Origin of the sequence: Acinetobacter piscicola (assembly GCF_002233755.1) — a bacterium.
Classification (GTDB): Bacteria; Pseudomonadota; Gammaproteobacteria; order Pseudomonadales; family Moraxellaceae; genus Acinetobacter; species Acinetobacter piscicola.
This window is the reverse complement of the sequence record NZ_NIFO01000006.1, coordinates 1-13,394: the sequence shown is the minus strand read 5'-3', so window position 1 is coordinate 13,394 and position 13,394 is coordinate 1. Positions and strand designations below refer to the sequence as shown.

General features: G+C 35.7%; 11 protein-coding genes. 5 read left to right on the top strand and 6 right to left on the bottom strand.

Going from position 1 to position 13,394, the window contains the following annotated elements; genetic code table 11:
• Positions 1–231: 231 nt before the first annotated feature.
• Positions 232–2,175 (top strand): bifunctional tRNA (5-methylaminomethyl-2-thiouridine)(34)-methyltransferase MnmC2/FAD-dependent 5-carboxymethylaminomethyl-2-thiouridine(34) oxidoreductase MnmC1, encoded by a 1,944-nt coding sequence (mnmC, locus tag CDA10_RS10885; RefSeq protein ID WP_089605632.1) that lies wholly within the window; start codon positions 232–234, stop codon positions 2,173–2,175.
• A gap of 100 nt (positions 2,176–2,275) precedes the next feature.
• Here mnmC and CDA10_RS10880 read toward each other — a convergent pair whose 3' ends face one another.
• Complete coding sequence (locus tag CDA10_RS10880) at positions 2,276–2,929, bottom strand: hypothetical protein (protein ID WP_089605631.1); 654 nt, start codon at positions 2,927–2,929, stop codon at positions 2,276–2,278.
• A 135-nt stretch (positions 2,930–3,064) separates the two neighbouring features.
• Positions 3,065–3,379, bottom strand: a complete 315-nt coding sequence (locus CDA10_RS10875) for a rhodanese-like domain-containing protein (protein WP_089605630.1) — start codon at positions 3,377–3,379, stop codon at positions 3,065–3,067.
• A 91-nt stretch (positions 3,380–3,470) separates the two neighbouring features.
• Between CDA10_RS10875 and CDA10_RS10870 the strand changes: the two genes are divergently transcribed.
• Positions 3,471–3,959, top strand: coding sequence for a YajQ family cyclic di-GMP-binding protein (locus CDA10_RS10870; RefSeq protein WP_089605629.1), 489 nt, complete (start codon positions 3,471–3,473; stop codon positions 3,957–3,959).
• A 25-nt stretch (positions 3,960–3,984) separates the two neighbouring features.
• A complete protein-coding gene (locus CDA10_RS10865) occupies positions 3,985–4,488 on the top strand; it encodes a DUF4442 domain-containing protein (RefSeq protein ID WP_089605628.1) in 504 nt (167 codons plus the stop codon).
• A 303-nt stretch (positions 4,489–4,791) separates the two neighbouring features.
• On the opposite strand, the gene CDA10_RS10860 is transcribed toward CDA10_RS10865, so the two are convergent.
• The 3 genes from CDA10_RS10860 to CDA10_RS10850 form a co-directional block, all read right to left on the bottom strand.
• Positions 4,792–5,160, bottom strand: coding sequence for an acyl-CoA thioesterase (locus CDA10_RS10860; RefSeq protein WP_407640374.1), 369 nt, complete (start codon positions 5,158–5,160; stop codon positions 4,792–4,794).
• A 75-nt stretch (positions 5,161–5,235) separates the two neighbouring features.
• Positions 5,236–5,667 (bottom strand): thioredoxin TrxC, encoded by a 432-nt coding sequence (trxC, locus tag CDA10_RS10855; RefSeq protein ID WP_089605626.1) that lies wholly within the window; start codon positions 5,665–5,667, stop codon positions 5,236–5,238.
• Positions 5,668–6,564: an alpha/beta hydrolase gene (locus CDA10_RS10850; protein WP_089605625.1), complete on the bottom strand. Its 897-nt coding sequence runs from the start codon at positions 6,562–6,564 to the stop codon at positions 5,668–5,670.
• Positions 6,565–6,689: 125 nt separating this feature from the next.
• Here CDA10_RS10850 and CDA10_RS10845 point away from each other — a divergent pair, with 125 nt between their 5' ends.
• Complete coding sequence (locus tag CDA10_RS10845; RefSeq protein ID WP_089605624.1) at positions 6,690–7,025, top strand: protein tyrosine phosphatase family protein; 336 nt, start codon at positions 6,690–6,692, stop codon at positions 7,023–7,025.
• Between the two features lie 284 nt (positions 7,026–7,309).
• Here CDA10_RS10845 and CDA10_RS10840 read toward each other — a convergent pair whose 3' ends face one another.
• Complete coding sequence (locus CDA10_RS10840; RefSeq protein WP_089605811.1) at positions 7,310–11,629, bottom strand: Ig-like domain-containing protein; 4,320 nt, start codon at positions 11,627–11,629, stop codon at positions 7,310–7,312.
• Positions 11,630–11,846: 217 nt separating this feature from the next.
• Here CDA10_RS10840 and CDA10_RS10835 point away from each other — a divergent pair, with 217 nt between their 5' ends.
• Positions 11,847–13,217 carry a dihydrolipoyl dehydrogenase gene (locus CDA10_RS10835; RefSeq protein ID WP_089605623.1) on the top strand — a complete coding sequence of 457 codons (1,371 nt, stop codon included), beginning with the start codon at positions 11,847–11,849 and terminating at the stop codon, positions 13,215–13,217.
• Positions 13,218–13,394 lie beyond the last annotated feature (177 nt).

Below are 13,394 nucleotides of genomic sequence, written 5' to 3'. Positions count from 1 at the left end.
TCTGATATTAAATGTTTCTGCGAAACATACTTTAAAAATCAGTCGTTGCCGAGTTTTGCGGATGACAATGGTTTTGCCTACTTTTCCCGAAAGAAAAGTAGGTCGAGCCGAAGGCTAATCCTGAAATATAAACTTGAAATACAAAACTCCTGCATAGAATGTAATCATTTCGAATGCGAATAGTCAGAAGCGCTAGGTTATATCATTTCAATTATCAAAAGGTAATCTACATTGTCAAAAGCCATTCAAACAGCCGATTTAGATTGGCAAAGTATTGATGGAATTGAAGTTCCTATTTCCAAACAATTTGGTGATGTTTACTTTTCTAAAGACAATGGCTTACTTGAAACGCGCCATGTTTTTTTAAATGGCAATGATTTAGCTATACGCTTAGCCAATTTACAAGACTTTGAATATTTCAGTGTGGGTGAAACAGGCTTTGGTACCGGTTTAAATATTTTGGCACTTTGGCAACTTTGGCAACAAGTTCGCCCAAATAATCACAGCCATTTGCATGCAACAAGTGTTGAAAAATTCCCTTTAAGTAAAAATGACCTGATTCGAGCCTTAAATGTTTGGACTGAATTAAAACCATTAGCAGACCAACTGATTGAGCAATACCCTTTACCTATTGCAGGTTGTCATCGTTTAAGCTTTCCAAATGAACGTTTTTCTATTGATCTGTGGTTAGGCGATGCACACGATATCTTTCCAGTCATTCCCCAAACCCATACAGTCAATGCATGGTTCCTAGATGGTTTTGCACCTTCTTGTAATCCTGACATGTGGGAAGAGAATGTTTTAAATCACATCGTTCGCCTTTCTGACTATGCAACAACTTTTGCTTCATTTAGTGTTGCAGGTGTTTTAAAACGTGGCTTAAAGCAACATGGTATTTCTATTTCACGCCCGCGTGGTTTTGGTCATAAACGTGAAATGTTAAAAGCCATTTGGAATGCTCCTGAACACCATGAAAATGATCATTGCAATCAAAATTTAGACAACGCTACAGACTCAATTCAAAAAAAAACTGAAGCAAATAAATTAACCCATTGTTCAAGCTCTTTTAAGCAACGTCAAATTGCGATTGTAGGCGCTGGAATTGCAGGTTTAAGCTGCGCATGGGGTTTTGCTCAACGCGGTCATCAAGTTACGATTTACGACCAATCAGCGCCATTGGCAGGTGCTTCTGGCAACCCACTCGCATTACTTAATCCAAAACTCAGCCCTATTGAACAAAGCGCTGAACATTTAATGACTTTAGCATGGCAACATGCGCTCAATCATTATCAAAACTTTAAAGCCTTTCGACCAATTGCTGTCAATCAATTGGCGCTTAAACATGCAGACGAGTTATTACAACTTGCGCAACAATATCCACATGGTTTACTCAAAGCACAAACAGCTGATGAATTAAAAGTCGAAACAACTTTTGAAAGTTTACAATTGACTCAAGCAGGTTCGATTTATCCAAATCAATTGAAGGATCAAATTTTAAAACATCCTCTAATCACTTTTAAACAGGCTGAAATTGAAAATATTCAATCACTTACTCATCAATGCTTAGACCTTGTCGATGTTCAACAAAACCATCTTGGTACTTTCGATCATGTGGTTATTTGTTGTGCTAAAGAAAGTAAACAGTTCTTTGAAAACTTTCCTGTATTAAAACCTATTCGAGGGCAAGTCAGTTGGGTGAATAACCAAAATCACGCTTTAAATACTGAATCTGCTTATAGTTATGGTGGATATTGTATGCAACTGGATGATCAACACTTAATTCTAGGCGCTTCTTTTTATCCAAACCGTGATGACCATGAAATATTAATTGAAGACCATGTGCATAACTACGATCTTATCCACAGTGTCTTTCCAGACTATGCAAAATCTTTAGCACCAGTCGAAGAATGGCAAGGACGAGCTTCAGTTCGTGCTCAAACTTTAGATTACTTTCCTTTGCTTGGAAAAATCGACGATGAAAAGGAAATCTATACTTTCTCAGGTTTAGGCTCTAAAGGCTTTTTATTTGCGCCACTATGTAGTGAGGTTCTCACAGCATTGGTTTTAAATGAAGCTTGTCCGATTCCACAAGATTTACTCAACAAACTGAGCCCGGAACGCTTTCAAAAGAAAGTGAAACAGAAAAAGCCGTATTATCAAAATCCTATTAAGTAATCTGCTTCATAAAAATATCATATCTAATCAAACTGTTTTATTTCTTCATACGTTAATTTAAACGTGGTTCAACTATTCTGATAGGTGACTTTGTGGACTTTTATATATACAAATCATTCCTGAGTTCAAAATACTTCTGTACAAATCGTTTCAGTTTTTTATCATAATCTTTTAGAATTTTCTCAGCATCTTCCGTATTTTTTGATGAAGTGTGCAAACTACAATCATTCCAGTGAAGGTTTCGTAACTTGCTCGTTAAATCGAATTCAATCATTTCTGCAAATTCTATTATTTTTTCAAATTGCTCTTGTTTGAAATTATTTTTTTCATCTGTAATTTCAATCCTTAAGAGATAAATTTCACTATCAAGATTATCACTTTGTAATTTATCTTTATATTCTTCAAAGGCAAAACTATGCCCAACCCTTCTGCTTTCATTTATCAAAACATATGTGTGGCCTAGTAATCTATTTAATCCATTTAAAATTTTTTCAACTTTTTTAATTGTTCTTTGGGCTTTTTCAAATTTATATTGCCCTTTCCACTCTTCTAATGACTGAACAACTAAAAATAAGCCAACTATAGCAACCCAAATCGCTAAAAAATCACCAAATGGTAAGAACTCGAAACAAATATAAAGCTTACAAAACGTGTCTGCATATAACTCTACACTTGAATAAACTAGGTAATATAAGAAAAATAAAATCATTGTTATTGTTATCGACATATAAATTTTATCTTGTAGTTTAGTCACACTCCCTCCTTAAACCATTCTTTTAAACATTTCAGTATAATAATTTAGGTAACACAAGTTTTTATAAATTTTAGTGAAATACATAATTTGATTTAACAAATATTCATTCATAAAAAAGCGCCTTTCGGCGCTTTTTTATGAATCTTGCTCTAATGGCAAACCAGCATCACGTGCAGCACGAGTACCACCCATTAAAACGACGTAGTCACGGGAGCTGTCGAAACCCTCAAGTTTTTCAGCAGCGCGAGGCGCTTTACTACCACCACCACATAAGATGTAAATGGACTGATCCGAATTCACTTGAGTTAAGCTTGCTGCATCTAAACTGTCAATGGGCTGATTCACAGCACCTTTAACATGACCTTCAGCAAAAGCTTTTGCATCACGAACATCCCAGATAATTGCATTTTCTGGGAACTCAAATGTTGTAATTTCTTGTTTACGGATCATTGTGCACTCCTTTGATGTAAACAACACTTGGCAAATGAAGAAAACATCCCTAGCATCTCAGATATTCTTTCCATTTGTAAAGGTCTAAACTATGCCATCGTTCGATATTGTTTCAGAATTAGAGATTTTTGAAGTAAATCACGCTGTTCAAAACACGCAAAAAGAAATTGCAACTCGATTTGACTTCCGTGGTCAGGACGTTTCTATCGAAATTAACGAGAAAAATAAAGAAATTAAAATTTCTACAGAAAGCGATTTCCAATGCGAACAAGTTTATAGCATGCTTGAAAATCATTTCTTTAAACGTAAAATTGATATCCAAGCACTTGATCCACAAAAAATGACTGCTTCAGGTAAAAATATGATTCAAGTCATTAAACTTAAAGATGGTCTTGACTCAGATACTGCAAAAAAAATTAACAAAGCCATTAAAGAAAGTGGTGTCAAAGTGCAATCATCTATTCAAGGCGACAAAATTCGTGTAACTGATAAAAAACGCGATACTTTGCAACAAGTTATGGCTTTTCTAAAAGAGCAGCAATTCGGTGTGCCTTTACAATTTAATAACTTCAAAGACTAAAGTCTTCATCGCTATAGGTTGAAATATGACTCAGACCAATCGTTTATCTAAAATCGTTAAAGCAACGTCTAAGTTTCCAAAAGGGATTCAAAGTACATTGCTCAGCAAAGCTTTTGGTCGTGTCGTTCCTATGGTAGGCACAGCAAAACTACGTTATGTCGAAGTTACACATAGCCGTGTAGAAGTTAAACTCGAAAATAACAAAAATATGCAAAACCATATTGGTCAAGCACATGCCTGTGCAATGGCACTTGTTGCTGAAACCGCGACAGGTTTTGTCACAGGTATGAATATTCCAGATTCTTGCATCGTACTCATCAAGAACATGAATATTCAGTTTAAACGCCCTTCAAAAGGCGGTTTAACTGCGGTTGCGACATTGACAGACGAACAACGTAAACTGATGCAAGAAACTGAAAAAGGTGAAACTGTTGTTGCAGTAACTGTCACAGATGAATCAGGACAAGAGCCGATTCAATGTGAAATGGTTTGGGCATGGGTTTCAAAATCACATTTAAAAAAGAAGTAAGTTCAAACAAAACTGAGCAAATATCAAAAGTCAGTGACGATATGATCATTATTATGTCGTCTCTTTTTCAAAGATGCTTATAGGTTTTTATTCTTTTATCCATAATCGATGCGTGATTACATCGTTTTAGTCAAAGCATTGAACAATTTTCGACTGATATCCCTTAAAACATAGAATAAAATTTTAGCAATTGAATAGCATTTCTATAAATCTATTGTGCATACAAAAACTTAATCCATATCTAAAATAGACATAAAAAATCCCAAACAATGTTGGGATTCTTTATCAAGTATCAATTCAGAATTAAACACTTTGCGAAGCTAAATGCTTCTGCTTTACATCTTCAGGGATTTGACGCTTATTACCAGCAACATCAACAGCAACAAAGGTAAAAACACCTTCCGTTACGCGCTTTGGTGCACGTGAGCTATCGTGGCTGTCCCATACTTCAATCTGCATTTGAATTGAAGTATTACCTACTTTCAATATCCTGGTATAACAACTAATCACATCGCCAACTTTCACAGGAACCAAGAAAGTCATTTGATTAATTGAAATTGTCGCACAGCGCCCTTTACTAAAACGCTCTGCATGAATCGCCCCTGCCAAATCCATTTGTGAAACGATCCAACCACCAAAAACATCACCACTCCAGTTGGTATCTGCTGGCATAGCAATGGTTTGTAAAGACAGTGTACCTTCTGGTTTTACATGAGAATCTGACACAATAACTCCGAGCCCGTGAATTTATTTAAGGGCATTCAATTGTTGATCTAACCATTCTTGTAATTGGTTAGCACGTAATGCACCACTTATTCTAGCAACTTCGGTGGTTTTATTCATCAAAACCAATGTCGGAATACTACGAATATTAAACGCACTACTTAAACGAGGGTTCGCTTCCGTATCAATTTTAGCAAAAACAACCTTCGGATTGGTTTTTGCAACTTCTGCAAAATGTGGTGCCATCATTTTACAAGGCCCACACCACTCCGCCCATAAATCAATTAAGATGGGTAAGTCACTATTGCTTACAAAATTACTGAAATTTTGTTCATTTAACTCAATAGGAGCAAGGGGAATTAAATTTTCATGACATTGCCCACAACTTGGCTGAGCTGTTAATTTATCTTCAGGAACACGGTTTTTAGCGCCACATGATGGACATACAATAATCATCTAGCTCACTCCAATATGTTGATGTAAAAATTCTAATTGGGTCAAAATGGCTTTTTCCAACCATTTGCCATGATAAATATCGAAATGAGCCATATTCCATTCATAATATTGCACAAAAGGTGCAATATTGGTTGCTGTTTCACGGCTCGATTCAATTGGAATAAAGCTGTCCTTTTTAGCTGCAATGAACAAAACAGGAATATTAATACTTCGCACTGTTTGAATCGGTCTAAAACGCATTAAATTGAAGAATACACGTGCAGGAACTTCTCCACTCCAAAAATAATCCGGGTTTACAATCGACATATAACCATTGTAACTCTCTTGCGTCGGAATAAAGCATAAATCAAATGGATGCACGACAGGCAATTTCTTCGGCAACATACCAACTTTTGCCCCCATATAATCCTGACTTGATCGTTTTAATGCTTTCGGCAATTGCTGAATTGGAAATAACTTTGCAGTTTCTGCTCCATCTACAAAAGGTACTTGAATCATAATGGCTTGAATATTCTTAATTTCATTGGCTAAATTGAGAACATAACCGCCACTAAGCGATGTTCCCCATAAAACGATCTTACGATGATTGATTTTCTTTTGGTTGGAGACATAAGTAATCACAGTACGCCAATCTTCTAGTTGCATATTGAGTGAAACTAATTCTCGTGGAAAACCTGTACTCCCTCCCCAAAAACGATAATCAAATAAAACAACAGCATAACCTGCCTGTGCAAATTTTTGAGCGTAAGCGATCAATCTAAATTGTCTTAAAGCTGCAAACCCATGTGCCATAATAATCACGGGCGGTTTTTTTATATTTTTAGGTCGATAAAAATCTGCGGCAATGACCTCTTGTCCAATTGGGACATACAGTGGTTCAACTGTATATTCGAACATATACGCTCCATTGCGTTATCTTATTGATATTTTCTTTTATAAATCTTATGCCATTTAAACTCAGTTATGAGCTTAATGCTATCATGTATAGCATATTCGATTTTAAAGCATATTGGAGTGACGAAATGAGTGAAATTGTAGGCTTTGCAGGTCAAATTAATCCTGAACATATTCCCCAAGTAGTTGAAAAAGGGTTTAAATCTGTGATCAATAACCGTCCAGACCTAGAAGGTGGCCCTGAACAACCTACAAGTGCTCAAATTGAAGAGGCCGCTCGTGAAGCGGGTTTAGATTATGTTTATCAGCCTGTGGTTGCTGGCCAAATCACTGAGGTTGATGTAAGAACCTTTGCAAATCATTTCAATGAACTACCAAAACCTGTGTTGATGTTTTGTCGCACGGGTAATCGCTCAAATAATTTATATCAAATTGCAAAACAAATGGATTTACTGGACGATTAAACCTACTTAAAAATATTCAAAGCACTCATACTTTTGGGTGCTTTTTATTTCATTCTAAGATTACTTAAAGCCCTCATTTATTACAACTTAGATTCATTTTTACAGACTAAAATGTTCTTTATCTTAATTATAGGGTTTAGTTATGAAAATCATCAGCATTGTTATCTTATCTTGCGTATTGCTTTCCGCTTGTAGTTCGATGAACGTAAGACCTACGGTCGGTGTGAGCATGAGAACGTCTATGAAATAAAAAACAGCGCCGAAGCGCTGTTTTTTAAATCTTTTTATTTACAATAATTAATAATACCATAAGGGCTTTGATTATTTATTGACGGTGTATATGACCAATTCGTTTTATCAAAGTCAGTATTAACTGGTGGTAACATGACTGTGCGATAGCCATGTATTGGAGAATTCGATAAAGATGCTTTAGCACCGACTTGTACTTTCAACCAAGTCGCATATGCTTTTGGATAGCGTAGCTCAAAGTCAAACTTACCGTCTTTATCTGTTGTATATGTTGCTGTATATGGGTTTGATTCACTAGCACCAATAAAACGAACAGCATTTAAAGTTTCTAAGACATCAGCACCTGTTCTATCTTTCTCACCTGTAATCGTTACATTACGATCATCGTACGGTGTAGACAAATCATCATTATCAGGTACCGAACAAGAAAGAGGTAAAGATGCTGGTGGTAAATACTGAGCCCAAGACTTGTCTTTAGTCACAGGATCTTCAACAACAGTCCAAGCACCTCGTCTAAATTCAACTGCACGAATGTCCATTGTTACATTTTGATTCGCTACAGGGCGACCATCTAAATCCACCAACTGAACTGATGCATTCCAGTTATAATAAGTTCCTGTTTGATCATCAATTCCTACTTTATTTGGATTCATTACAACAGTAATTGATCCTTGTGTAACAGGCACTTCAGCATTAATAATATCAACTAAATAACGCTGACGACGTTCAGTTGCATTTGAATCTTTTACAACAGCCTCTACAGTTAAATCATCATTAACAAACTGAGCAGCATTATATCCATTCGCACGAAGGCTCTCGTCCACTACAACTGTAAATTTAACCCAACCATTTTCATCACTCGTAAGTGTAGATGCACCACGAATATAGGCACCGTTCTTTTGATAATCAGGAATAGCTAAGGTCACTGCTTTACCAGGTTGACTAGATCCATTGATATCAGTTACTAAAACAGATACGTCTACAGCATCGCCTCTAACTTGTAATTTATCTTTAGAAGCTTTCAATTTTAAATCAAGCTGAGGGATTAACGCAGTTGGAGTGTGTACACCAACTTGGGAAATTTGTTGAGCTTTAGCACCTTGCGCATTCGTATGAGTCGCTATCAATTGTACTGAACTTAAGTCTGAAAAATTAGATGCTTTCAAATTTATAGTAAAAACTGCTTCACCGTATTGATTTGTAACTATTTGAGAAGCGCCTTTAATCGTTGTTGCATTTCTTGGATCAACAACTGCTAAATTCACAGGCTGGTTCTCAATACCGCCTTGGCTTGCATCTAATAATTTTACAGTAATGAGTGCAGTATCACCAGCTAAGCTAAGTGAAGTTCTATTGCTATCAATTGATAGATGATAGTCATTCACTACATCTTGAACTTCTAAGTCCAATACCGTTTTAATTTCTGCTCCATTAGGATTATTAATCGAACCAGTAACTGAAATTTTACTTAATTGAGCTGTTGTCAAACCATTAGGAATATTAAGATCAACTGAAACGTTTCCAACAGCAGAAACCAATACACTCTCTGAACTTAATGTAACACCTGCAGCAATAGCTTCAGGATTTAAAGCAAGCTTCATTGGGGTTCCAGCAGTATAAACGCCTGCTTCATCTTTCACTGAAGCATAAATTTTAAGCTTATCATTTGCTTTCACATACTTTGTGTCACTCGTTAAACGAGGATTTAAAGCATTTGCTGGTACCACAACCTGAATCGTACCTGTCTGTTGGATACGATCTCCATTATTTAAATTGTTACCAACAACAGCAAAAGTAATACCATTCTTGATTAAATTTGCGTCATAAGCACCTTCCGCAACTTTCACAGTAAATTCTGCTTCACCCTTACTGTTTGTTGTTAAAGTTGAATCAGATAAAGAAACTCGAGATCCAGCTAAACTTGAAAGTGCAATCGCTACAGGAGTATTCGGAATGATTGCACCAGAAGCATCTTTTGCAATAACTTTAACTCGAACTTCTCCACCAAGTACGGAGACAGTTTGAACATCGTAGCTTAAGTTTAAAGTAGCTAAATCTGGAATAACGACAGCAGGTTGAGAAACTTCAACTTTACGTGTAACTGTATAAGCAGAACCATCTTTTCGTGTGCCTTTAATTGCAACTGTAATACCATTTGCAATGAGGTTAGCTAATTCAGTTGCATTACTCGCTTTCACATTAAGATTAAACGTAACTTTACCAGTAGCATCTGTCGTAAGCGATGAAGCAGTTGCTAGACTCACACCATTACTCAGTGCAGCATCATTTAAGCCAATAGCAACTTTTTGATTTGCTAATATTTTACCATCTGTACCTGTAGCATTTACAGTTACAGCAATAGGCTTCTCACTATTTGCAGTTAAAATAAGGCTACCAGGCATATCGACATTTAAATAATCTAAATCGATTTCACCTTGAGCAGTTGGCGCTTTAAAATTAAGATTAGACGTACTTACTGCACCAACACCACTTGCTGGTTTTGCGATAAGCCCAACACCATTCTCAACAAGTGCTTTTTGTTCCGCACTGCCACTTGCTTTATATTCGTATGTAAAGGTTGCATAACCCGTTGCATCCGTAAGTGCTTCGGCAGAACTGGTTAAACTCAAACCTAGATTTTGTAATTCAACAACTGAATATGCCTTTGCAAAAGCCAAATTAACAGTTTCTCCTTTTAAGGCACTGCCTTTAACGCCAGTTGCTTTTACTTTAACAACTATCGTTTGGTCTTTTGTATAATCAAATGCTGAATTAATTGGGTTAGTTGCTAAATAGCTCAATGCTTCTTCAGATTTAGCTTCATCTTCTACAGAGATTTTAATGCTATTTGTTACATTATTATCAGTCGTAAATGTTGCAGTAATTCCAGCTTTGACCAAAGCATCAATAGCAGTAGGTGTACTTGCATTGGTTTTTAATGTGTAAGTTACATAACCTGTTTTAAACTCTTGTTCAGCACTTCCATCAAAAGTTACACCATTCGAACCTGCTTCCGCATTTAAACTCAATTTAACTTTACCTTGAGTCGCTGCTTCACCTTTATTATTGATCCCTTTTACAGTGATTGTAACAGAATCATTTTTAGCATTTACTTTGTACGAAGAAGCGATTTCAAGACGTTGTAGAGCCTGTTGATTTGCAGCACTTGTATCAGCAGTCGTAACTTTTACAGTAGTCGTTGCAAAAATATCCACAGCATCAACAAATGTTGCTTTAAGATTTACCCCTTGTTGAGATAATGCAACTGGGTATGATGATGCAGATTTAAGAGTAAATACCGCATAACCATTCGCATCTGTAGTCACTTCTTGGGCATTAATACTCACACCATATACAGCGCTATTATCTGTAAAAGATAATTTCACTTTCTTATTTGCTAAAAGATCACCATTGCTATTCTTTGCAACGACAGTGACTTTCGTCGTACCGCCTTGTGCAACAATTGGTGCATCTTCCGTCACAATTTCTAATTTTTGTACAATCTGAGAAATGTCTTTAAATGTGATGGATGCTTTAGCTTGGCTTTCAGCTTTAAATTCATCAACCAGTTTAAAATCCAAATTCATTGAAGTCGCAACAAACTTTGAAATATCTGCAGCAGTTAAATCAGAACTCGCTGTGATCGTGAATGTCGCATTCCCTGAGCTATCAGTCGTCAAACTTGAACTATTTGCAATTGAGAATTTACCTTGCATCTCAGCAGGTAAAGCCAAAGAAACAGTTTGATTAGCCTTTACACCACCGTTCTTATCCGTAACTAGCGCTGTAATATTTACCGACCCTTTTGGCAAATTAAGAACAGTACCTTGTTGAACTTTAAGGTTATATTCACTTTGAATCGTACTTGTTTTTTTAATATTTAGCGTATAAACCTGTTTGATTGTCGTCCCATCTACATTTACAGTCAGTTGTACTTTGCCTGAATCTGCATTAACTGTTGGAATATTCACTTCAAACACAGCAACGCCATCAGCACCAGTTGTCACTTGAGATGTTTTACTGGTCACACCTAACTTATCACTATCTGCAATCGATAAATTGACAAGTTTTGCTGCAACTCCGCCTTTATCGCTATTAAGTGCTTGAACAGCAATTAAAACTTTAGAATTATCACTCGCAATTTCAATAGGTTTCGCATTCGCATCTTGTAAGCTAAGGTTTAAACTTTCAACAACAGTCTTGGTATCGGTTGTTGAACCATTACCTCCAGTATTATTGTTATTATTGCTATTTTGATCATCATAATAACCGCCACCGCCTCCACCACAGGCAACTAAAGCTATAGAAGAAGCTAGAACTGTAACCTGTGCCCCTAATTTTTTAAAATATGTCATGACTGCATCCATTGTATTTAGTATATGTATTACCCTAAAAAACACTTTTATGGCTTTTACAGGAAATGTACTGAAAACTACAAAAATTTGCAATCTAATACTTAATTTTAATCAAAAAAATATATGATTAAAATATTCGTTACAAAGATTTATTATATAAATAGTTGTTTAGTAATTGTTTTTAAAAATCTTCAGTTGAACTTAATTTGGAGCCTTCATGTACGACATTATCATTATTGGTGCAGGAACTGCGGGTATTAGTGCCTACAAAGAGGCCATTAAACATACATCGAATATTTTGATCATCAATGATGGTCCTTGGGACACAACTTGTGCTCGAGTTGGATGCATGCCAAGTAAAGTTCTTATTTCTACAGCCAATAGAATGCATGATATTCAACATGCTGATGAAGTCGGTTTAACAGTTCAATCTGATATAGATAGATCACAAGTTATGCAACATGTTAGAAAGTTACGTGATCGTTTTACACGAGCAACGCTAAAAGATGTTGATAGCTGGAATCCAAAACATAAAATTAATGGCCAAGCAAAGTTTATCAATACACACACGATTGAAGTTAATGGACAATCCTATTCTGCAAAATCATTTGTTATTGCAGTAGGTTCTACTCCAAATTACGAAGCAGCATGGAAAGAAGAACTTGGAAATAAATTAGTAACTTCTGATGAAATCTTTGAATTAAAAACCTTACCAAAATCAATCGCAGTGATTGGCGGTGGCGTTATTGCCATTGAATTAGCCCAAGCAATGCAGCGATTAGGTGTAGAAACAACAGTATTCGCAAGAAGTAAAAAAGTTGGTGTTCTCAGTAGCCCTCAACTACAAGAAATTGCTCAAATAGAACTCAGCAAAGAATTAAATATCAAATTTGGAATATTACCGAGTTCAGTTGAAAATACTGACAATGGTATTGAAATAAAGTTTATTGAAAATAATGAATCTAAACAAATTTATGTTGAATATATTTTAGCTGCTACTGGTCGTCAAAGTAATTTAAAAACATTAAATCTAGAACATATAGATCCTTCATTCTCTGATCTAAAAAAACTCCCCTTAAATAATGAAACTAAACAACTTTCAAATTTACCTATATTTATAATCGGTGATGCATTTACACAAACACCTTTACAACATGAAGCAGCAAATGAAGGAAAATTAATTATTTCAAGTTGTTTAAACTTTCCTCAAATTATAAATTTGAAAAAGTTAACACCATTGGGGGTCGTATTCAGTAATCCTGAGATGGCAATTGTTGGATCTAGTTATTCCAATCTCTCAAAATTAGGCATTGAATTCATCACTGGTTACGCATCTTACGAAAAACAAGGTCGTGCATTAGTTTTAGGTAAAAACAAGGGAGCAATAGAAGTCTATATAGATAAAAATACAAGAAAATTACTCGGCGCAGAATTGTTCACTGAGTCAACAGAACATATGGCACATTTATTAGCATGGATGATTTCGGAAGACGTTACACTTGATGATATTTTGCAAAAGCCATTTTATCATCCAACCTTAGAAGAAGGTTTAAGAACTGCCTTTAAACATGCACGCAGACAACTTTAATACAGCAAAAGCGTTATCAGATCATTTTAATGAAATGCTAATCTACTGAAATGATTAGCAGCTTATTTTGATCTTGACTCCCCCTAACTCCAAAAGCCTATTTATTTGTGAATTAAGTGCTCTAAATCTCAATAAAATAACCTCGATATATAGATATTGCTTCGAAATGATGATTTT

Coding starts and splice junctions, on each gene's coding strand:
- CDA10_RS10845 (WP_089605624.1), top strand. CDS start 6,690: ATGAGTGAAATTGTAGGCTTTGCAGGTCAAATTAATCCTGAACATATT.
- CDA10_RS10875 (WP_089605630.1), bottom strand. CDS start 3,379: ATGATCCGTAAACAAGAAATTACAACATTTGAGTTCCCAGAAAATGCA.
- CDA10_RS10865 (WP_089605628.1), top strand. CDS start 3,985: ATGACTCAGACCAATCGTTTATCTAAAATCGTTAAAGCAACGTCTAAG.
- CDA10_RS10850 (WP_089605625.1), bottom strand. CDS start 6,564: ATGTTCGAATATACAGTTGAACCACTGTATGTCCCAATTGGACAAGAG.
- CDA10_RS10840 (WP_089605811.1), bottom strand. CDS start 11,629: ATGACATATTTTAAAAAATTAGGGGCACAGGTTACAGTTCTAGCTTCT.
- CDA10_RS10860 (WP_407640374.1), bottom strand. CDS start 5,160: ATGCCAGCAGATACCAACTGGAGTGGTGATGTTTTTGGTGGTTGGATC.
- CDA10_RS10835 (WP_089605623.1), top strand. CDS start 11,847: ATGTACGACATTATCATTATTGGTGCAGGAACTGCGGGTATTAGTGCC.
- trxC (WP_089605626.1), bottom strand. CDS start 5,667: ATGATTATTGTATGTCCATCATGTGGCGCTAAAAACCGTGTTCCTGAA.
- CDA10_RS10870 (WP_089605629.1), top strand. CDS start 3,471: ATGCCATCGTTCGATATTGTTTCAGAATTAGAGATTTTTGAAGTAAAT.